Raw genomic sequence first — 21,806 nt, 5'->3', positions numbered from 1 at the left:
GGATCACGCCACTTCTTCTGAAAATTGACTGTTATACAGGTCTGCATAGAAACCGTTTTGTGCCATCAATTCCTCATGATTTCCAGTCTCAACAATGGACCCGTGATTCATCACGATGATATTGTCAGCATCACGAATCGTAGAGAGACGGTGAGCAACCACAAAGCTGGTCCGATTTTCTAACAAACGACCCATTGCTTTTTGGATCAAGATTTCCGTCCGCGTATCGACACTAGAAGTTGCTTCATCCAAAATCAAAACGTCGGGATCCGCTAAGAAGGCGCGGGCGATCGTGATCAGCTGACGTTGACCTTGGGAGATGTTGCTGGCTTCTTCATTCAAGACCGTATCATAGCCTTCTGGCAATTTGCGAACAAAATCATCCACATGGGCAGCTTTCGCCGCAGCGATCACTTGCTCTTTGGTTGCTTTTTCATTTCCATAATGAATGTTGTCATAGATGGAACCAGTAAACAACCACGTATCTTGCAGCACCATCGAGATATTACTACGCAACTCATCACGAGTCAAGTCTCGGGTATCTTTGCCATCGTAACGAATGCTACCGCCAGAAACATCATAAAAACGTTCCAAGAGATTGATCAGCGTGGTTTTCCCAGCGCCGGTAGGTCCTACGATAGCCACCATCTCACCAGCTTTAACATCCAGATTAAAATCGGTCATCAATAATTTGTCTGGCGCATATCCAAATTGAACATGATCGAAACGAACTTTGTATTCACTGTCTTCCACTGGCAATCCAGAAGGCTCATCAGTCATTTCTTCTTCATCCAAGACTTCAAAGACCCGTTCGGCAGATGCAACGGTTGATTGGATGGTGTTTAGTAAGCTAGCGATTTGAGTGATTGGTTGAGAGAATTGATTGGTGTATTGCAAGAATGCTTGCACATCCCCTAACGTCATGTTCCCATTCGCCACTTTGATCCCACCAAGGACAGCCACGAAGACATAGCCTAAGTTTTTAATGAAGTTCATCAAGGGCATAATGATCGCTGAAATAAATTGGGCTTTCCAACCAGCGGAATACAGACGGTCATTTTCTTCTTCAAAAACGACTTGATCGGCGGCTTCATGGTTGAAGGTTTTGACAACGGTATGACCGCCGTAAGTTTCTTCGACTTGGTCATTGAGCAATCCTAAACTTTTTTGTTGTGCCGCAAAGAATTTTTGCGATTTTGGTGCGACGATCATCACGACGATCAAGCTTAAAGGAACCGTTGCTAAAGCAACCAAAGTCAGTTGCCAACTGATCGTCAACATCATCCACAAAACCCCGATAAAGGTCACGACACTCGTAATAAATTGGGTCAAGTTTTGTTGCAGGGTACTTGCGATATTATCCATATCATTGATCGCCCGTGACATGATATCCCCATTTGAGTGAGTATCATAGTAAGAGATCGGCAAGCGGTTCATTTTTTCATCTAAGTCACGACGCAGCTCATAAACCGTCCGTTGCGAGACACGGGTCATAATAAACTGTTGTAGAAAGTTGAAGACGGCTGAAATCACATACATGCCGATCGCGATCAAAATGATTTGACCAACTTTCTCAAAATCGATAGGAAATTCTGTTACCTGTTGGCCGGCTTGCATCTGCTGCGCACCGATCATGACACCTTTAAAAATTTCAGTGGTCGCTTCCCCTAAAATTTTCGGTGTTTGGATTTGGAAGATCACGGCTGCGATCGCTAAAACGAAGACGGCGATGATAGCGATGGAGCGTTTCGACATGTACCCGAAAAGCCGTTTGACCGTCCCCCAAAAGTTTTTTGGTTTTGGTCCTTTGGCACCGATGTTACGGCCTGGACCGCCGCCCATTGGTCCGCCACGGTGTTGTGTTGTTGTTTTCTTTTCACTCATGCAAGATCCTCCTCTCTCAATTGTGAAGAAACGATTTCTTGGTAGGTTTCATTGTCTGCCATTAATGATTCATGGGTCCCTTTTCCTACGAGTTTTCCTTCATCCAATACTAAGATCGTATCGGCATCCATGACGGTGCTGACCCGTTGGGCAACCACGACCATAATGCTGTCTTGCATGTCGCGTTTCAGCGCTGCTCGTAAGTTAGCATCGGTTTTGAAGTCCAGTGCGGAGAAGGAATCATCAAAGACATAGACATCTGCTTGTTTCACTAACGCACGAGCGATCGCTAAACGTTGACGTTGTCCACCAGAGAAGTTGCCGCCGCCTTGTTCTACACGGCTATCTAAGCCATCTGCCAGTTCGGAGACAAAATCTTTGGCTTGGGCGATCTCTATTGCTTGCCAGATTTCTTCATCTGATGCATCGGGTTTTCCGTATTTCATATTTTCACGAATGGTACCAGAAAACAGTACCGCTTTTTGCGGAACAAAGCCCACGACTTCTCGTAGATTGTGCTGGGTGACTTCTGCAATATTGACCCCATTGATTTTGATTGCACCAGACTCCACATCGTACAAACGAGGCAAGAGATTGACTAAGGTCGTTTTCCCTGAGCCCGTCCCACCGATGATGGCAACAAAATCACCAGATTTTGCTTGAAAATCGATATCTTCCAACGCCAATTTCTCAGCGCCTTGGTAGCGATACGCCACATGGTCAAAGGCCAAGGTTGCTTGGTCCCCTTGTAAGCTCAATGTCGCTGGTGTTTTTGGATCGAGAATTTCATCTTCTTCATTTAAGACTTCGTTGATCCGGTCAGCTGATGCTTGGGCTCTTGGCACCATCACGAAGATCATGGACAGCATCATAAAGCTGATCAAAATTTGCATTGCATAGGTCATAAACGCAATCAAGTTTCCGACTTCTAAGGTCATTTCGGCAATATAATGTCCCCCAAACCATGTGATGGCAATGTTCGTCCCACTCATGATCAACGTCATCAATGGCATCATCAATGCCACGATGGTGTTTACTTTAATCGCGGTGTGGGTGTAATCTTTGTTGGCTTCATCAAAGCGATTCGCTTCATAATCCGTCTTGTCAAATGCCCGAATAACGCGGACCCCCGTCAAGCCTTCACGAAAGACTAAGTTCAAACGGTCGGTTTTCTTTTGCATACTTTTGAATAAAGGAACGGCAAAATACATAATACCGCCGACCAATACTAGCATGATAGGAATAACGACTAAAAAGATTCGTGTTAATTGGGCATCTTTTTGATAGGCCAAGAAACTCGCCCCAATCAGTGTGATCGGTGCATTGATCATCATACGTAAAAACATTTGCGTCACCATTTGAATTTGGTTGACGTCGTTGGTGGTTCTTGTAATCAATGATGCGGTCCCAAATTTATCAAAAGATCGAGAAGAAAAATTCTCAACTTTTTGGTAAATGTCCGAACGTAGTTTTTGTCCTAATTTTTGTGATTCTCTTGTTGCGAAATACGTATTTCCTAAAGCGGCGATGATACTGATCAATGAAAAGCCGATCATGTAAAAGCCGGTTTTCCAAATGTAATCAATGTCGCCTGTCGCCACCCCATTGTTGATAATATTGGAAGTCAATGTCGGTAGATACAAATCAGAAACGACTTGGATCACCATAAACACCACTGCCATGATTATGGAAATGACGGATACGCGTTTTATCAGCTTAATCATAGGTTTCCCCTCTTTCTTTTTTTGCGCCCTCTCTTAACCAGCGGACTTTACTGTTGAAATCAGCGATCGCTTCGGCAGGATCATAGTCTGGATCAAACGCTGATTGGCGATAGGCTTCGGCAATCGTCGAAAAGACGGTATGCATCAGCAGCTGGATCAGCATTTTCAACTCATGGTCGTCTTTGACTTTCAATAAATCTTTGTCGACCTCTGACAAAAAGATGGCTTGCTGCTTCTGCCGATCGGCTTTGTTTTCTTGATGCATCTTGTGCTGCATCTCTGGCACGACTTTATGGAAGGAACGATAATCCATACTCATAAATAAATTGCGGTAAAAGTTTGCGTTTTTGCCTTTGAAAACCTCGGCGATCATCCGTGAAAAGTACCATTCGAACCCCGCAAACAGATCCCCGTTTTCATGTTGGATCGATTTCAGCAGATCTCGCTGACTATTTTTTTTCAACGTATGGAAATAATAGTAATAAAGATCTTCTTTGTTTTCGAAGTATTGGTAAAAACTCCCGCGAGGAATCTCGGCATCTTTGATGATGTTGGCGATCGAGGCGTCTTTCAGCGGCAGGCTTGAGAATTCTTTTTTCGCCGCATTTAAGATGCGCTTTTGTTTTTCTGGCGGCAAGTGAAAAAATGTATCGGTCGGCATCACAAGCAACTCCTTTCTAATTTAAAATAAATCACAGCTCTCGATATGACACGTTGTCATATGACACTGTGTCATTATACACCCCTCACCAGAGAATGCAAGAATTTAAATTTGACTTTTTTATGAAGGAATCGATTCTGGTCTTTTTATAAAGGGCGTTATTTGAAAAGAAATAACCAATGAAATTTCTGAAAACAAAAAACCTTCGTTTCCCTGATGGAAAACGAAGGTTGCTATTTTTTCATTCTGACGATTATAAATAACAATCATTTTTTCTTGCGGCGCCATAGAATCAAGAAAACGATCAGCAGCAGGATAACACCTGCGATCAGTAAGGTATAGCTTGGCGCTTCATTGGTTTTAGGTAATGTTTTTTCACCATCGGCAGTAGCGTTGGCCTCTTTCGAAGAAGTCGTTGTCGCTGTTTCTTGAGCACTCGTCGATGTTGCGGTCGCTTCTTCAGTCGTACTCGTTTGCGTGCCTGTAGGCAGATACATGGAATCATTTGCCGCTTGAATGATATACGAGATCCGTCCTGGGACAAAGGCACCTGGATCGACTTGCATCTCTTGTTCCATCTGATTTAAATTGGTCAAAATTGAGATCATCCATTCGTTGGAAACGGCTTGATTCAAATGTAAAAAGACTCCGTCTGCTGGATAGACGACCCGTAAATATTCCTGCAGCTGATCCACAACAGGAATCAAGTCAGCAAAACTGGCGTAGCTATTTGCATCAAAAGCCAATTGCGGCTCAATGGCTTCCCAGGATAACGTCTGATCGACAAACAAGGCACCGATGATTTTTGCTAAGTAAGCAATATCAAAGCCCATCGCATCACTGGAATAACGTAGCGCCAGACGATTGCCATTGGTCAATTCTTCATCTGTCAACTGGTCCAACTGTTCTTGGGTAAATGCGGTCACACTTCCTTCAGTGATCCCTTGGGTTAAGGCGCTACGCAGCGAACTAGGTTCATCGGCTAACGTGTTGATCTCATTGACGTTTTGCGTCCCTGTCTCTGCTTGGATCGAGGCAATAACGGCTTCGGAATCGACTGGCTCTTGATTCTCGTCAGCTGTAGTTTCTGAAGTAGCGGATTGATCCGTTTCTTGATTTTCATCTGTACTTTCTTGGGCAGAATTTTGAATCTGCTCACTGTCTGTTTGCCCTTCTGATGAAAGCGTCTCGCTAACGGCAACCGGATTGTCACTTCCACTCGTAGCCGTTTCATCTGCATGAACCATCATTGGTGAAAATGCCAGCGACATCAGTCCGAACCAAATTATTTTTTTCATCGTCATTGCCTCCTCGAATGGGATTTCTCCCTTTGTAACGAAACTGTAACATAAAGGCCTCGTTTCCGCAATCAATTTAGTAACTTCTTAAAAAAAACCTCCATCTTTATCAGATAGAGGTTTTACCATTATTTTATCGTTGCCACATGCATGACTGCTTGACCTGCGTTTGTTTCCGCGATCGGTAACAGTTCAGCGTTGGCTGCTTGGTCCATATTGGTGATAATGACAAGCATCTCAGAAGCTTTGCCTTTAGCCGTCAACTGTGCCAAATCGACTTGGGCAACTTGGGTAGCTGGTGTCACGGCTTGGCCTTCCTCCACCAGGATCTCAAAAGGTGCTCCTTGCAATTCGACGGTGTCAACACCCATGTGCAGCAGAATCTCTAGCCCGCTGGCAGTCTTGATCCCCAATGCATGTTTCGTGGGAAAAATCGTCGTGACGGTTCCTGCTGCTGGTGCATAGATCGCACCATTGTCTGGCAAGACGAAATACCCGTCGCCCATCATTTTTTGCGAAAATACCGGATCACTTGATGCACTGATCGCTTTTGTCGTGCCTGTGGCTACTGCGTATAAAGGGGTATCGATCGTTTCTTTTGATGGAGTTGCTGTCGTTTCCTTTGCAGGCGTTTCACTCGTTTGTTTTGGTTGCGGTTGCACAGTAACGGTTGCAGCTGGTTTTGCTTCTTCTGCCTCGCTTTCTTTGACTGCTTCTAAGCGATCTTTCGGAATCCCAAAGAAGTAGGTGGCAACGAAGCCGCCAGCATAGCCTGCTAACAAGCCGAAAATATAGCCCATCCAACGGCCGTTGGCAATCAAGGGGATCAAAGCTAGCCCTGATGGTCCAATCGCCGTTGCGCCGATATTTGTCAAAGCGCCAATGACCGCACCACCGATCCCACCACCAATACAAGCAGTGATAAATGGTCGACCTAATGGCAACGTCACTCCGTAGATCAATGGTTCGCCGATGCCTAAGATCCCAACTGGCAATGCACCTTTGATCATTTCAGAAAGCTCTTTGTCTTTACGTAGTCGTACCCATAAGGCTAAAGCTGCACCGACTTGACCAGCACCAGCCATGGCTAAGATCGGTAATAATTGCGTGCTGCCTGTTGCTTCGATCATTTGAATGTGGATCGGGGTCAAAATTTGATGCAAACCAAACATGACCATTGGTAGGAAGGCCGCCCCTAAGACAAACCCAGAGAAAGCACCGCCCACGTTCAAGACCCAAGTGATCGAACCGACTAAGCTGTCAGAGATCAGACCTGCCAATGGCATGATCAAGAAAATCTCCGTCAAACCGATGATCAGCAAACACAACGTCGGGGTCACGATAATATCGATCGCTTCAGGAATCACTCGATGCAGCACTGCCTCTAATTTCGCCAAAAGCCATACAGCGAAGATCACACCGATGATCCCTCCTTGGTTGGCAGCTAAAGCTTCGCCAGTGAACAAGTTTTGGATCGGGGCTTCTGGGTTCATACCTGTCAGCAAGATGATCGAACCGATCACGCCACCAAGGGTTGGATTGGCTTTAAAGACCTGCGCTGCATTGACCCCAGTAAAGATCGCTAAATAGGTGAACATCCCATTTCTGAGGACGTTTAAAATCATGACATAATAATTCCAAGTATCTCCATCTAATCGGCCAGCCGTGATCATATTGGTCAGGACAGAAGCGATCCCTGCGACGAGTCCTGCACCAACGAAGGCTGGAATCATTGGAACAAAGATATTAGAAATATCTTTCAACAGCGACTTTAATGGTGATGATTTTTGTTTGGCTTTTTGGGCTGCTTTCATCTCTGCCGTTTTTTCTGATAACGCCTCTTTGCCTGATTTTTGCGGTGGGATCTCTTGCCCTAAATCAACACCAGCTTTTGCCACCATTGCATTGGCTACTTTGTTGACTTTCCCTGGTCCGATAATGACTTGCAGCTGCTCGTCATTGACGACACCCATCACACCGGGAATCTCTTTTAACCCTTGTTGATCGACCTTATCGTGGTCGCGGACGGTCATTCGTACGCGAGTCATACAGTGATTGACTGTTTCTACGTTGTCCATTCCGCCGGCTTCTTGAAAAATCTTCTCCGCTAACTCTTCTACCGTCAGTGTTTCTTTTGCCATTACTTTTCTCCTCCTAACGCCGTTTTGACAAACCCTTGTGCCGTGGCAAGTTTTGCTTGTGCTTCGTCTTTCGTGCTATCAGTCAACAGCATCACGATCGCCAATTTGACATTCTGATCTGCTTCTTCAAATGCCGCGGCGGCTGTTTCATAATCAGCTTCAGTCGCCTGCATGATGATCCGTTTTGAGCGTTCCACCAATTTTTCGTTGGTCGCTTTCACGTCGACCATCAAATTATTGTAGACTTTGCCGATCCCTACCATCGATAACGTCGAGATCATATTCAAAATCAGTTTTTGGGCAGTCCCAGATTTCAAACGAGTCGAACCTGTCAGAAATTCTGGTCCACAATCGACCTCGATTGGAAAGCTGGCATGCTGAGAGATCTCCGCGTCTTTATTACAAGCGATCGTAGCCGTTGTGGCACCGAGCTCATTGGCATAGTCAAGCGCCCCGATCACGTAAGGGGTTCTGCCACTGGCAGCGATCCCGATCACCATATCATTTTGGTTCAACTTCAAATCGACAAGGTCTTGTTTGCCTAGCGTTAAGGAGTCTTCTGCTCCTTCGACAGCGACCGTCATCGCTTCTTCGCCACCGGCGATCAGACCGACCACCATCTCAGGTGATACCCCAAAGGTTGGGACACATTCGGCCGCATCCAAGACGCCTAATCGACCACTCGTCCCAGCGCCAAGATAAATCAAGCGTCCGCCCTTTTTAAAAGCGACGATGGTTTGTTCAATCACTTTTTCAATACTAGGAATTTCTTTTTCCACCGCATAGGCAACTTTTTGATCTTCTTGGTTCATTTTTTGACACGCTTCTAAAATCGTCATTTCATCTAAATTGCTCGTTTCACTATTGCGTCGTTCGGTCGTTAATTTGTCTAAATTGATTTTATTCATCGGAATCATCTCTTTCTAATTTAAATCGCATCCCTGCTTTGATTTGTTGGATCAACGGCAGATCGGCTGGTATCACCTGAGCGGCGAGGTTGACTTTGGGGTCTGCCGGCAAAGGTCGTTTGCACACCTGAATCTCTCCCATATAGCGCAAGTACTCTTGGTTATCGATCGTCACAGCACCCACTGGCCGCTCTTGACTAAGTTCAGGTTTGACTTCTGGAATCGCATTGAAACGGGCATCGGCGCTGCGCAAGACATCTCGAGCTTCATCGTAACGATTTTGGTGATTCCCTAAGACGTGTTCAAAGTAAGTGGAACCAAGATCTTTGACCCGCAAAACGATCCGCGCTTCTTGCAGATACGTCGCAAACTGCTGGGCACTTTTTTCAGAAACCATGCCATCGCCAATGTAAACAGCATCGACTGAGCCAGTTGCCAATAAGTCGATCGCTGCGGCAAAAGGCGACCAGTTGCGGTGTCTTTCCAGTGTGGGTAATCCTTGAAATAACGGTCCGCGTTTCTTGGCATCCCCTGGAACAAAGGCTTGGACGAAAAAGCCTTGTGCTTTCAACCAGCGGTTCTTCTCCTGAAACCAGCCAACATCCAGTCCCGTTTCTGGTCGGGGGTAATAATTGTGCCAAGCTTCCAAACGAGTAAAATCGGCTCCATACGCCTGCAGCTCTCGAATGTCTTTTTCCGTCAATGTACTGGCATTCAAACTGATGGTCATTTCTTTTGAAAATGCTGCGATTTGCTGATTGTCGATCGCATAATCCATTCGTAAACCAGTGACACCGATCTCCCTTAGTTCCGCCAGATTGTCGATGGAAAAGCCCGCTTCTGCTAATGCGTTTCCAGAAATATCTACCATTAAAGACAGCTGATGGTCTTTTGCGAAACCTCCCAAGTCCGTCAAACGCTGCCGATAAGTACTGCGATCATCTTCTGGTATGTGCATGGAGGTGAAAATCCCTTTAAAGCCTGATGCCATCGCAGTCATCTGCTCAAGTTCTGCTGCCGTCAAGTCTTCGTTCATAAATACAGAAAAGCCGAACATCTCTTTGCCTCCTTGGTGGGTCACTTTCGTGATACCGTTTTCTATAAAAGCATTATAACTGATTCTTTTCCCATTCGCAACTATATTTCATAAATAAATAATTAATATAGAAATATCGTTTCATTTAATAAGAAAGCTTTACCGTTTAAACTTTCTTATGCCCTTCTTTCTACACTTATGGTACACTTTATTAGGAACGAAACTTGCTTTCGTCATTTTTACATAGTAGGAGGAATCACATCATCAATGATTATAATGGATGATATTATTCGCGAAGGCAATCCAACCTTGCGTGAAGTAGCAAAAGAAGTACCTTTTCCTTTGAGCGAAGAAGATATCGCACTAGGAAAAGAAATGATGACCTTTTTAGAAAACAGCCAAGACCCAGTCAAGGCAGAAGAACTTGAATTAAGAGGCGGCGTTGGTCTAGCAGCTCCTCAATTAGATATTTCAAAACGAATCACAGCGGTCCTCGTCCCTAGCAGCGACCCAGAAAAAACTGAACCTGATTTTAAAGATGTTCTATACAATCCCAAAATTCTAAGTCATTCCGTGCAAGAAGCTTGTTTGGGTGAAGGCGAAGGCTGTCTGTCCGTGGACCGTGAAGTCCCTGGCTACGTGGTACGCCATGCCCGGATTACGATCAGCTATTACGACATCAACGGCAAAAAGAAAAAAGTTCGTTTGAAGAACTATCCTGCGATCGTCGTTCAGCATGAGATCGATCATTTGAACGGGGTCATGTTCTACGATCATATCAATCAACAAAATCCTTTTTCATTGAAAGAAGGCATTTTAGTCATCGACTAACTAAAAAGTCTCTACCGACATTTTGCGGCAGAGACTTTTTTTCTATACTATTGACTATCTTCCTTCACGGTTTTGGCATTAATTGCCTTTCGCTAGGCTTTCTTGATGATCGGCTTTGATTTTTTCTAATAACGCTGGCTGCTCAAAAAGGTCTAATGCCGTCAGCGCTAAAAGTTCCGCCGCGATGGCGATCGATTGCAAGCCTTTTTCACTCTTGGCAGCGGCTTTGAATTCTTCCGAATGACCCGCAATGTAGTCATCTGAAATCGAAACGGTGGGTTGGATCGTCGGGATCACTTGACTGACATTGCCGACATCAGACGAACCAAGGCTTGTTTTGGCTTCCGTATCGATCTCATCGGCAGGTACGCCCGCTTCTTGGGCATGGGCGAAGAAGATCTCATCAAAACTTGGTGTCACGATCACATCGTCGACGGAGTTTTGGAACAAACCAAATTCATAGGTCGCTCCCGTAGCTAAAGCGGCTCCTTTTACGATGTTTTCGACTTTCTCGTAGACATCATTCAAGGTTGCTCGATTGGCAGCTCGTAAATAAAAACGACCGGCTGCATATTCTGGCACGACATTGGCTGCCACGCCGCCATCGGTGATCACACCATGAATATTGACGTCTTTTGGTAAGTGCAGGCGCAACCCATTGATCCCGTTAAAGACTTGCAGCAATGCTTCTAACGCGTTGATGCCTTTTTCTGGTGCAGCTGCCGCATGGGAAGCCCGACCATAGAACTTGATATCCACTGGATCATTGGCTAATGAAGCCGTCGTTTTGCCATAGCGATGGGCTGGATGGACACAAAGAGCGGCATCGACATCATCGAAGAACCCTTCACGGACAAAACTGCCTTTAGCGGAACCATTTTCTCCACCTTCTTCTCCTGGCGTCCCATAGACTCGAATCTCCCCGCCTAGCTCATCGATGAAAGGTTGCAGAGCACTGGCAGCTAAGACGGAATAAGTCCCGAAGAGATTGTGTCCGCAGGCATGACCGATGCCAGGTAACGCATCATACTCGGCTAAAAAGGCAATCGTCGGACCCGGTTTCCCACTGACATAGCGGGCATCAAAGCCGGTGCGATGGCCTGCCACATCCTTTTTGACAGCAAAGCCTTCTTTTTCTAATTGGGCGATCAGGGCATCGGCTGAATAAAACTCATAGTTGCTGACTTCTGGGTGATTGTGGATATCTAATGCCAAGGCTTGATAAGCGGCTAAACGCTCTTGGATAAATGGTTTGATGGCTGCTTTCGTAATAGTTGCTGTTGTCATAATCAAATCTCTCCTTTTTATACATGCTTTTTCAGTTTTTTTATCAAATTACATGGTGCTTATTTTGCCCCAAAGGTTTCCCAAGCAGGAACGCTTGATCCTTTTGACGTTTCCTCGATGACTTTTTTCGTATCCTCTGTTTGGTAAGCAGCGACCACTTTTTGGTAAACTTTATTGTCTTCCTCTTCTTTACGGGCGGCAATGATGTTGACGTAAGGACGGGCCGTTTCATCAACAGGCTCTAAAAAGATCGCATCTTCGGTTGGTACAAATCCTGCATCCACCGCCATGCCGCTATTGATGACCGAAACATCGACATCCGAAAGTGCCCGGGCGGTTTGCGCTGCATCAAGTTCTGAAATTTCTAAGTTCAAACGGTTTTCTGTAATATCCGCGACCGTTGGTGTTTGTCCGGCTGCTTCATCCACTTTGATCAATCCAGCTGATTGTAATAAAAGCAATGCCCGACCACCATTGGTCACATCATTAGGGATCGCAACTTTAGCTCCTTCCGCCAAATCGTTGACATCCGTCACTTTGTCGGAATAAATGCCTAATGGCGCATTGACTGTATTGCCGATCGATACGAGATCAGTACCAAATTCTTCATTATAGTTGTCCAAGAAAAATTGGTGTTGGAATGAATTAAGGTCGATGGAACCATCAGCTAAAGCTGCATTGGGTTGATTGTAATCAGAGAATTGGACATATTCTAAATTGATGCCTTCGTCTTTCAAACGATCCTTGACATCATCCCAAACGTCGGTGTCCGCCCCGATCACCCCTAATTTCACCGTCACTTCTTCTTGGTCATTGGCTGCGGCACTGCCATTGTTTCCGCATCCTGTAATAAATAATAATGCTGCCCCTAAGACGATTGATTGTACGATTTTTTTCATTTTTGCTTCCTCCATAAACTTGCTTGATTTTTTATTTGTACGTAAGTGGTGGTCAGTGTGATACTCGTTTAATGAGTAGGTTGCTGACAAATTGACTGATAAAAACGAATACCAAGATGATCAAGGTCGCCATGATCGTGACATCGGTCTGGAATCGGTTGTACCCGCGGGTGATGGCTAAGTTGCCTAAACCACCAGCGCCAACAGCTCCTGCCATGGCGGTCAATCCGATCACATTGATCACGGTCAATGCAGAGACCCGAATGATTCCCGCCACGCCTTCTGGTAAATAGACCCGAAAAATGATACCGAAAGGACTGGTGCCCATCGCTTCAGCTGCTTCTACGACACCGGGGTCAACTTCTAGCAAGGCGATCTCGATCTGCCGAGCAAAGAAGGGGATGATCCCAGCAATCAGAGGAACCAATGCTGCTGTTTCGCCGATGGTCGTTCCAACAAGGAATCGGGTAAAGGTTCCTAGTAACGTCAATAAGATAATAAAGGGGATCGAGCGGACCACATTGATGACTTTATCGAGAAATTCAAAGAGCGGTCGATTTTCTAAAATCCCATTCGGTCGAGTTACTACCAAGACGATCCCTAACAAGATACCTAAGATGCCCGCAATCAAAGAGGTCCAAAAAACCATATACAAGGTTTGGATCGTTGCTGTCACAAATTCATCTTGGATCGCAACAACATTGGGAAAATATCTTTCTAATAAGGCAGCCATTTAAAATCCTCCTTTAATCACATTGTTTAATGGTTCTGCATGATTTTCTTTTAAAATATTGGTGTAAACTCCTTGAGCCTTCAAGTATTCTAAGGCATGTTTACGCTGATGGTATTCGCCAGATAAGCTAACGACTAAGCTGCCGATCGGCACTTCTTGCAAGATCTCCACGTTGCCGTAAAGAATATTGGTGGTCACTTTGTAGCGGCTGTACAATTGGGCGATCAGTGGTTCATTGGTTTGATCGCCAACGTAGGACAGCTCCACCAGCCATTCATTTGGTGCCAAGGAAGAAAACTTCGAACTGCCAAGGATCGTTTCTAAGGCCTGGTCGATGTGCGTCGCCGTTCGGATGAAATCTTTGGTCAATGGTTTTTCTGGTTGACTGAAAATCTGAACGCTTGAACCTTGCTCGATGACTTCGCCGTCTTCCATCACTGCCACTTTGTTGCAGATTTCTTTGACGACTTGCATCTCATGAGTAATGATCACGATGGTCAAGCCGAGGGTTCGATTTAATTTTTTCAACAAAGCCAATATCTGTAAGGTCGTTTTCGGATCAAGGGCGCTGGTTGCTTCATCACAAAGCAAGATCTCTGGATCATTCGCTAACGCTCTGGCAATCGCGACCCGCTGTTTTTGTCCTCCAGATAGTTGGCTAGGAAACGCTTGGGCTTTTTCTTCCAATCCCACCAATGCTAACAGCTCGGTTACTTTTTGATGACGTTCCTGTTTGGACCGTCCCCCATATTTTAAGGAGAAATCCACGTTATCAAAAACATTGCGGCTGTCCATCAAGTTGAAGTGCTGAAAGATCATTCCGATCGTTTTCCGTTTTTCTCGCAGGGCTTTAGCAGAAAGCGTGGTCAGCTCGGTACCATTGACGACGACGCTGCCGCTACTTGGGCGCTGCAATAAGTTGATCACACGGACGAGTGTACTTTTCCCGGCGCCTGAGTAGCCCACGATGCCGTAAACGTCCCCTTTGTCGATCTCGATCGATACGTTTTTGACCGCTTGGATCGCGGGTTTCTTTGGTTGATTGAATGTTACTGATATGTCTTTTAATGAAATCATCGTCTTCCCCCTAGTTCTTGTCTTTTTCAATAAAAAAAGGCATCCTCAAACAAGTCACCTGTGACTTGTTTGAGGACGCCTTTTTGCGTGTTACCACCTCAGTTTAAGCTGCACTCGCATACAGCTCCTTTTCGAGTACGATCATACTCTAGCCAGATAACGGTCGCTACCGTCGTCGCCTTGCAAACTACTGCTCGGAACGAATCACTCCTTGGCCATTTTCTAAAAGTCGTTTGATGCTTCTTTTCAGCTACCGAAGCTCTCTGTTGAAAAAACGTGCTTTTGTACTTACCAATTCTTCGTGTGTGGTGCTATTTGATTTTGGGTATAAAAAAAGTCCTTTTACCAGCGTTTGCTAGTAAAAGGACGAATACTCGTGTTACCACCTTTTGTTTAGAAGGTTTCCCTTCCCTCAACCCAACGTCTAGTCGTGCTAGAGATTGGTGCACTTTGTAACGGTAGTGCGCATCCGTGATTGCCTACTTATCGACAATCAATCCTCCAAGGCCATTTTTCATCGCTTCTGACTTGACTCTTTCCACCAACCAGAGTCTCTCTTTGAAGTATCCGCGGTTACTTTCCTTCTCAACAGATTCATTATTCTTGTTGAAGAGTACTTTACTGGAAAATGAACGCCTTGTCAACAAAAAATCACAATTTTTTCATCTGAGGATTTGCCAAGACTTCCGCAAAGCGTCCTTGCCAGAATGGTTTACGCCTCAATTTTGATAGAGCATGCCTTTTTCTGCTAACTGTTGTTTGGCTTTTTCCAGAGCCGCAGGATCGGTGTAGCGCAACGTATGCAAGTGTACCCCATTGGTTAAATCTGAGAGCAAGCGGGCTTCTGCATGTTTGGTTTTGTTGATGAAATCAGTCACGTCTTGGTCTGTTTGAATCTGCAAATTGCCAGTGATCTCTCCATAGATCTCATGCTCAACGATGACATCGACCACTTCCACACCACAAGCGACAAAGATGCGCAATTCTTCTTCCGTTTGTTCAGGTCGATGCTGCACTGCTAGCTTACTTACATGTCCTGCCTCATCCAACAGCGCTTGCAGACGATAGCCGCGAGCCGTAGCCACAATCGCTTCACCAGCTGCTCGCAATAAGGCAATATCCCCAACGATGATTTGACGGCTGACTCCGAGGGATTCTGCCAGTTTGCTGGCACTGATCGCTTTGTCCGCTTGCTTCAATGCCGCTAAAATGTTTTCTCGACGTGTTCCTCCATCCATACTCATTCCTCCAATTGATTCTCTTGATAGGTTTTTGAGTGGTTCATAATTGATTGAAACATAGCCAAAATCGTTTCTTCATAGGCTTGATTAGAAATCGCCTGCCGAATGTTTTCCAGCACTTTCTCTTCACGATTTTCATCTAATACTGGCAATTGACTGCTTTTCTTCAATTGTACGATTTCGTTGACCGTGCTCATACGTTTTTCCAAAAGATGCGTGAGTTGCCAATCAATGTCATCGATCGCTGCCCGCTGAACAGCCAAGGGATCTTGCTGGTTGTTTTCTTCTTCTAAGTCGATCGTCTTGATGACCCGTGCTGGATTTCCCGCCAGCACGACATTGTCGGGGAATGATTTGGTAACGACACTGCCAGCGCCTACCACGACATTGTTGCCTAAGCGGACCCCTGGCAAAATCGTGGCCGCGCCACCGATCCACGCGTTATCGCCAATCACGATCGGTGCCCCTAATTCTAAGCCGCTGTTTCGTTTGACCGGATGTAATGGATGAGTCGCCGTAAACAACCGAACATTGGGCGCCAGCATACAATTGTCACCAAAGGTAATCGGGCAAACATCTAGTAACACACAGTCGTAGTTAGCATAGAAGTTTTTGCCGACAGAAATATTGTAGCCATAATCAAAACGGACATTCGGTTCGATATAGATTCGACCAGTCACAGAGCCGAAAGTTTCTTTTAGTAACTGCTCTTTGATTTTTGTATCAGTTTCTTGGTTGATCAGGTTCATTTGTTCACGGGCATATTTTCGATCTGCCACCAATTCTGGATCTGGGGAAAAGTACAATTCGCCAGCAATCATTTTCTCTTTTTCGGTACGTTGTGTCATATCATAAACTCCTTCATTCAATTTTCTGGAAAAACGTTTCGGCTGCTGCGGTCAACATGCCATATTCATTCGGGATCGCCAATGGTTCCTTATTGATGACCAACACCTGCTGGCTGTAATCGACTAGCCCTGCAAAAGGATAGACTTGCAGCGAAGTCCCCACGACCACCGTCAGGTCGGCTTGAGCAACGGCTTGAATGGCTCCTTCAATGGTTTCATCAGTAAATCCTTCCCCGTAAAGCACGATCGCTGGCCGAATCTGACCACCGCACCCTGCATGGTGCCAATCTTGCAAATACGCTTGCCAAGGTACCTGATTGCCGCATTTTCGGCAATAACAGTTGTACAAAGAGCCGTGAAAATCGATTCTTTGGTGACTGCCTGCTTTTTCATGCAAGCCATCGATGTTTTGCGAAACGACCCAGACGGTTTTCTTCGCTTGCAGCTCAGCCATTTTTTGATGAATGATATTAGGCTGTGCTTGAGGATGGTAGAGGTGCTTGACGAATTGATAAAATGTTTCCGGTTCGTTTTCTAAACAGTCATGACTTAACAAATACTCTGGCTGTGCCACTCCTTGATAGACCCCTTTTAAGGAACGGTAATCAGGAATGCCCGATGGGGTCGAAACACCGGCACCCGTCAAAAAGGTCACGGATGATGCGGCGGTGACCGCTGCGATTGCTTGCTCAATAGATACCTTCATCGTTCTAACTTCCTTTATGGCTTTTCTCTTATTCTAACCGAAAAAGAACCGTTTTTGCGAAAAATCAGCCATTTTCTTTTTTAAAAGCAACTAATGCTTTTTCGTGCGGAATTGCTTATAATAGATGCAACAAATGCAAGGAGAATGGGAAAACCAAATGAAAATTTTGATTATCGAAGACAACAATGAGATCAGCGAAATGTTGGCTACTATTTTAGCAGCTGACTATACTGTCCAGCAAGCCTATTCCGGCACGGAAGGTCTGCTACTTTTTCAGCAAGATGCTTTCGACTTGATTTTGCTAGATCGAATGCTCCCTGGTAAAGATGGGACACAAGTCTTGCAAGAGATTCGCCAAACCTCCACGGTCCCCGTCATTATCTTGACTGCCTTAGATGAACCAGCCGATGTTTCCACCCTTTTGCTGGCGGGTGCCAATGATTACTTGACCAAACCCTTCAATGTCGAAGAATTAAAAGCCCGTATCATTGTTCAGTTGCGCACAAATAAACAAGCCCCTCCTGTTGCCAGCAGCCTCTCGTATAAAAACATTCAACTGTTGCCTGACTCGTTTCAGCTGCAACGAGGAGAAGCAACGGTTCAGTTAAAGAAAAAGGAGTTTGAGATTTTTTCCCTGCTCTTAGCCAACCCCAAAAAAGTTTATACGAAAGAAATGCTCTATGAAGCTGTTTGGCAAGAACCCTATTACGGTGAAGAAAACACGATCAATGTCCATATCAGCCATTTACGCAGCAAAATCAAAACACTCGATCCAGAGGAAGCGTATATCGATACTGTCTGGGGCATCGGCATCAAGTTAGCTTAAAAAGGAGGAACCCCATGCATATACTTCAGTTTTTCGCTGCCTTGATCGTTGCTTTATTGATCGGTTACTGGCTATTTTTACTGTATGATCTGAAAAAGTACCACCAACAATTAGCAAGAATCAGCGAAATCGAAACAAATCAAGAGATCCATTTGCAGACCCGAGTGCCCGCTTTAAAAGCGATCGCCTTGTTAAACAATCAGATACTTAGAAAAAATAAGCAGCAACACTATCAAATGCTGCAAGAAAACCAGCAATTGGAACAAGCCATTCAAAATATCTCTCACGACTTGCGCACCCCTTTAACGGTCGCCAGCGGCTACACACAACTGCTGCAAGCCGATACGACCCTCAACAACCAACAGCTGCAGCTATTGGAAAAAGTCAGCAGTAACCTAGAAAAAGTCGAAAATCATCTGGAACAGTTATTGACCTATCATCGCCTCAAAGACAATCAACTGGCTTTGACCTTAGAAGAATTCGATCTTTCTCGTTTGCTGGAGGAGGAACTGCTCCAGCTCTATCCTTCTTTTGAGGAAAACCATTTATCACTGACGGTTGCGATCCAACCCAATATCATGATCATTTCAGATAAAAAAAGTTGGCAGCGTATTTTTCAAAATGTCCTTGGTAATCTGCTGGAACATGGCAATGAAACGGGAACGATCCGCTTGAAACAACAAGGAGATCGCATCGTTTTCCAACAGGAAAATCAGCTGAGGACACCGATCCAGCATCCAGAAAAATTGACTCACCGCTTTTATACGGAAGACCTTTCACGGCACAAACAGCAAGCTGGACTTGGTCTGTATATCATCGCGGCATTGACTCATGCATTAGCTGGCGAGATTCAACTGGATACAACCGAAGAGACGTTTCGTTTGACTTTGTCTTGGCAGCAGTCTGCTAAGTCCCATTAAACACTGGCTACACGGACAAAAACGCCCAACAGTCTGACCTTTTGCGGTCGGTCCTGTTGGACGTTTTTCTTTTCTTTATAATTCTTGTCTCTTAAACACCAGATGTGCAGCCAAAAGACAAAGCAACAAACTAATCAGACTCCCAACAAAAATTGGTTGAACCATTTCCCACGTTTTGAAAGTGGTCATAGTCACCATCTCTAATCCGCCTTGGAAATCCAAGTATTCTAAGAATTTCCAGGTTGGCAAAGAAAAACGTGCAATCGCAAAGCCCATCGGAATAAAGATCGTCGCCAACACGCTGACTGCTGTATTTTTGGTCAAATACAACACCAACAAGGCAAAAGATGAGGTAGCCAGTAAGATCAATACAAAGCCAGCGAAATAATACACTAAGTTTTCTAGCTGAGAGATGTCTTCAAAGCCGGTACCGCCAATGATCGTTCCCGCAACAAAGCTCACTAAGCAAATAGCCAAAATTTGCAAGACAAGTACCAACGCATACACCAAGAATTTTCCAAAGAGATAGGCGGGTTTAGAAACACCGACGGTAATGATATTCTTCATCGTCCCTTTCGTGTACTCACTCCCTAAAACTTGCATCACTAACGGCAGTGAATAATACAATAGCATGGAAGACAGGCTGGTCTGGATCGCAAGAAAGCCCGTCATTTCGGCAAGGCTGCCTGTGGTTTGCGTACTATCTCCCAGGGTGACTCCCACGTCACCATTTGAAACAACCGCTAAAATCACCAACAATAAAATAATTCCTTCTGTGATCCAAAAACTTTTACTTTTAGATAAACGATACAAATCTGCTCGAATAAAATTCAACATCTTAATTTCCCCCTTCACTTGTCACTAACTCTTTGAAATACGACTCTAGGTTTTCCCCTTCAAAAGAAATCTGGTCGATAGCGATCCCTTCATAAACCAATTGACGGATTAGATCACGAATCAATACATTTTCTTGGTAGATGTGGATCTTGTGGTCACTGACAACTTTATATTCAGAAATCAGTTGACTGTCCAGTAAGCGGCTAGCTGTGGCTACATCATCGACTTCTAATTGAATAAACCGTTTCGCCATCAGATCGAATTCGTGTTTGGTCATCTCTTTGATCAGACGCCCCTCACTAATGACTCCAAAGCGTGTAGCCACTAAGTACAGCTCTTCTAAAATATGGCTGGAGATCAAAATCGTCATGCCGCGTTCTTGATTCAATCGTAAAAGCAGCTCTCGAAATTCAACGATCGCGACAGGATCCAAGCCATTGATCGGTTCATCTAAAATTAGAAAATCTGGCTGATTCAATAAAGCAATCGCTAAGCCCAATTTTTGTTTCATCCCTAAAGAAAAATCACGGTATTTCTTGTTGCCGACATTGGTCAAACCAACAAACGCCAGTGCTTTACTAACGGCATCAGGTTCCACCACTCCGCTAATTTTGCAATAATAGTTCAAATTTTGTTCTGCGGTCAATTGGTCGTATGCGACTGGGGTCTCAATCACATTACCGACCCGTTTCAGCATCTGGATGTACGCTTTGCCGCCTTCAACACCAAACAACTGCAGACTGCCACTGGTGGGTTGGATCAACTGCACGATCGCTTTTAGTAAGGTCGTCTTCCCAGCACCATTTCTCCCTACCAATCCATAAATATCTCCTTTGGCGATCGTTAGATCGACATCATGCAGCGCCAGCTGTTTGCCGTAACGCTTGTTTAATCCTTTGATTTTAAGAACATTTTCCATTTCTACTTCCTCCTTGCTTGCTTCTGTGATCATTCTAGCAAGCAGATCTAAATCAGCTATTAACTAATTATTAATTGATTCTTAACTCGTATTCTTTTGCAAAAAACAACTTATTTCTATTATACACAGCTGAAAATAGCCCCAGTGAGAAAAATCATCCCTTTTTCAGCAAACCCACCAATAGCAAATGTAGCAGACGATCTTTTCATTACTGCTTTTGCGCTTTGTTTTTTGCCTCACAAAGAAAGAGATTCCTTCATGACAAGGAACAAAAAACGTGGTAAACTAGTCACGAATCAAAGTGAGGTGAAATACATTGGTAGCAGCTATTATTTATTGGGCAATGATCATTATCAGTTTCGGTTGGTTGGCAGTCAGCTTATATTTCTCTATCTTCTATTTAGCACGTAAAGAAAATGGCAATTTATGGGCATTCGGCTTTTTAAATGTCATCACAGCAATCATTCAAGCCATCGTCCTTGTGGTTTACCGTACCTTAGGACAAGATTGGGGCGTTACACAATACTCAAGCCTCATCTATCTAGCACTTGGCTTATTGCTTGGCTTGACAGTCATCCAAGCTGTTTTAGGCCGTGAACCAAAAGCGAAAGTCGCTTAAGGGTTCCAATAGACACTCGTAAAAACGATCCGCTTTCTCTTTGATAAAAATAGGGAAATGGTCGTTTTTTTGTTAAAAAGAATTGACATTTGGGTGCTTTTCTTCTAAACTCTGAGAAGAATCAAATTAAATACGAGTACCCTTTAACATTTAGGTAGAGGTCGCGAGGTTCATTAATCCTGCTGAGTGAAGCAACACGTTTACAGCAGAGCTAGGGAACATCGCCGAAACAAGATCGGTTTTGCTTGCATCGATTTTGTTGGGCCGCAAATGAACAATTTGCGGACTGTCTTAGCTTGTCTAAGTTGCGCTATGTTTTGTGAAAGGTTTGTCGACGATGACCTGTCAACAGCCGTTTTCCAATCATGGAGTACGGCTGTTTTTTTGCTTTTTCATCCTTACCTGCTTGTC

At 44.7% G+C, this 21,806-nt stretch carries 20 protein-coding genes, 1 riboswitch and 1 other annotated feature; of the genes, 4 read left to right on the top strand and 16 right to left on the bottom strand.

All coding sequences use genetic code 11. The annotated features are described in order from the left end of the window. Nucleotides 1-3: 3 nt before the first annotated feature. From IGI76_RS01810 to IGI76_RS01780, 7 genes are all read right to left on the bottom strand, one after another. Nucleotides 4-1,884, bottom strand: a complete 1,881-nt coding sequence (locus IGI76_RS01810; protein WP_005227219.1) for an ABC transporter ATP-binding protein — start codon at nt 1,882-1,884, stop codon at nt 4-6. Continuing rightward, complete coding sequence (locus IGI76_RS01805) at nt 1,881-3,608, bottom strand: ABC transporter ATP-binding protein (protein ID WP_333718900.1); 1,728 nt, start codon at nt 3,606-3,608, stop codon at nt 1,881-1,883. The genes IGI76_RS01810 and IGI76_RS01805 overlap by 4 nt, the downstream gene beginning before the upstream one ends. Continuing rightward, nucleotides 3,601-4,269, bottom strand: coding sequence for a TetR/AcrR family transcriptional regulator (locus IGI76_RS01800; RefSeq protein WP_333718899.1), 669 nt, complete (start codon nt 4,267-4,269; stop codon nt 3,601-3,603). The genes IGI76_RS01805 and IGI76_RS01800 overlap by 8 nt, the downstream gene beginning before the upstream one ends. Before the next feature lie 266 nt (nt 4,270-4,535). Next, nucleotides 4,536-5,567 carry an LPXTG cell wall anchor domain-containing protein gene (locus IGI76_RS01795; protein ID WP_333718898.1) on the bottom strand — a complete coding sequence of 344 codons (1,032 nt, stop codon included), beginning with the start codon at nt 5,565-5,567 and terminating at the stop codon, nt 4,536-4,538. Between the two features lie 128 nt (nt 5,568-5,695). Continuing rightward, nucleotides 5,696-7,708 (bottom strand): glucose PTS transporter subunit IIA, encoded by a 2,013-nt coding sequence (locus IGI76_RS01790; protein WP_333718897.1) that lies wholly within the window; start codon nt 7,706-7,708, stop codon nt 5,696-5,698. Then, entirely contained in the window at nt 7,708-8,616 is a 909-nt protein-coding gene (gene murQ, locus IGI76_RS01785; RefSeq protein WP_010748684.1) for an N-acetylmuramic acid 6-phosphate etherase, read from the bottom strand. The genes IGI76_RS01790 and murQ overlap by 1 nt, the downstream gene beginning before the upstream one ends. Next, the gene (locus IGI76_RS01780) at nt 8,609-9,673 is read right to left on the bottom strand and encodes a DUF871 domain-containing protein (protein ID WP_153882984.1); all 1,065 of its coding nucleotides are present in this window, start codon (nt 9,671-9,673) and stop codon (nt 8,609-8,611) included. The genes murQ and IGI76_RS01780 overlap by 8 nt, the downstream gene beginning before the upstream one ends. 246 nt (nt 9,674-9,919) lie before the next feature. On the opposite strand from IGI76_RS01780, the gene def reads away from it, so the two are divergent. Continuing rightward, entirely contained in the window at nt 9,920-10,483 is a 564-nt protein-coding gene (def, locus tag IGI76_RS01775) for a peptide deformylase (protein ID WP_438780943.1), read from the top strand. A 78-nt stretch (nt 10,484-10,561) separates the two neighbouring features. On the opposite strand, the gene IGI76_RS01770 is transcribed toward def, so the two are convergent. The 7 genes from IGI76_RS01770 to IGI76_RS01740 all read right to left on the bottom strand — a co-directional run bounded on the left by IGI76_RS01770 (nt 10,562) and on the right by IGI76_RS01740 (nt 17,274). After that, complete coding sequence (locus IGI76_RS01770) at nt 10,562-11,770, bottom strand: M20 family metallopeptidase (protein ID WP_015508853.1); 1,209 nt, start codon at nt 11,768-11,770, stop codon at nt 10,562-10,564. Between the two features lie 59 nt (nt 11,771-11,829). Continuing rightward, complete coding sequence (locus IGI76_RS01765) at nt 11,830-12,669, bottom strand: MetQ/NlpA family ABC transporter substrate-binding protein (protein ID WP_333718896.1); 840 nt, start codon at nt 12,667-12,669, stop codon at nt 11,830-11,832. A 52-nt stretch (nt 12,670-12,721) separates the two neighbouring features. Next, nucleotides 12,722-13,402: a methionine ABC transporter permease gene (locus tag IGI76_RS01760; protein ID WP_010748680.1), complete on the bottom strand. Its 681-nt coding sequence runs from the start codon at nt 13,400-13,402 to the stop codon at nt 12,722-12,724. Then, the gene (locus IGI76_RS01755) at nt 13,403-14,479 is read right to left on the bottom strand and encodes a methionine ABC transporter ATP-binding protein (RefSeq protein ID WP_010748679.1); all 1,077 of its coding nucleotides are present in this window, start codon (nt 14,477-14,479) and stop codon (nt 13,403-13,405) included. Nucleotides 14,480-14,838: 359 nt separating this feature from the next. After that, nucleotides 14,839-15,077, bottom strand: a binding site (T-box leader). Between the two features lie 121 nt (nt 15,078-15,198). Then, nucleotides 15,199-15,723 (bottom strand): transcription repressor NadR, encoded by a 525-nt coding sequence (locus IGI76_RS01750; protein WP_005227206.1) that lies wholly within the window; start codon nt 15,721-15,723, stop codon nt 15,199-15,201. Beyond that, complete coding sequence (locus IGI76_RS01745) at nt 15,720-16,568, bottom strand: chorismate mutase (RefSeq protein ID WP_005227205.1); 849 nt, start codon at nt 16,566-16,568, stop codon at nt 15,720-15,722. The genes IGI76_RS01750 and IGI76_RS01745 overlap by 4 nt, the downstream gene beginning before the upstream one ends. Nucleotides 16,569-16,581: 13 nt before the next feature. Further along, entirely contained in the window at nt 16,582-17,274 is a 693-nt protein-coding gene (locus IGI76_RS01740; RefSeq protein ID WP_015508851.1) for an NAD-dependent protein deacylase, read from the bottom strand. Nucleotides 17,275-17,431: 157 nt separating this feature from the next. Between IGI76_RS01740 and IGI76_RS01735 the strand changes: the two genes are divergently transcribed. Further along, entirely contained in the window at nt 17,432-18,100 is a 669-nt protein-coding gene (locus tag IGI76_RS01735) for a response regulator transcription factor (protein WP_015508850.1), read from the top strand. A gap of 14 nt (nt 18,101-18,114) precedes the next feature. Further along, on the top strand, nt 18,115-19,020 hold the full coding sequence (locus IGI76_RS01730; RefSeq protein WP_438780940.1) for a sensor histidine kinase: 906 nt from the start codon (nt 18,115-18,117) through the stop codon (nt 19,018-19,020). A 75-nt stretch (nt 19,021-19,095) separates the two neighbouring features. Here the strand turns inward: IGI76_RS01730 and IGI76_RS01725 are convergent, their stop codons facing one another. Both IGI76_RS01725 and IGI76_RS01720 read right to left on the bottom strand, forming a co-directional pair. Continuing rightward, nucleotides 19,096-19,857, bottom strand: a complete 762-nt coding sequence (locus IGI76_RS01725; RefSeq protein WP_010748673.1) for an ABC transporter permease — start codon at nt 19,855-19,857, stop codon at nt 19,096-19,098. Nucleotide 19,858: 1 nt separating this feature from the next. Beyond that, on the bottom strand, nt 19,859-20,776 hold the full coding sequence (locus IGI76_RS01720) for an ABC transporter ATP-binding protein (protein ID WP_010748672.1): 918 nt from the start codon (nt 20,774-20,776) through the stop codon (nt 19,859-19,861). A gap of 316 nt (nt 20,777-21,092) precedes the next feature. On the opposite strand from IGI76_RS01720, the gene IGI76_RS01715 reads away from it, so the two are divergent. Then, on the top strand, nt 21,093-21,395 hold the full coding sequence (locus tag IGI76_RS01715; RefSeq protein ID WP_005227198.1) for a hypothetical protein: 303 nt from the start codon (nt 21,093-21,095) through the stop codon (nt 21,393-21,395). Nucleotides 21,396-21,542: 147 nt separating this feature from the next. After that, a riboswitch (Lysine riboswitch) is annotated at nt 21,543-21,716 on the top strand. Nucleotides 21,717-21,806: the final 90 nt, after the last annotated feature.

This window comes from Enterococcus sp. DIV2449a (assembly GCF_051711225.1).
In the GTDB taxonomy this organism is placed as follows: Bacteria; Bacillota; Bacilli; order Lactobacillales; family Enterococcaceae; genus Enterococcus_D; species Enterococcus_D casseliflavus.
This window is presented reverse-complemented; position numbering and strand designations above follow the sequence as displayed.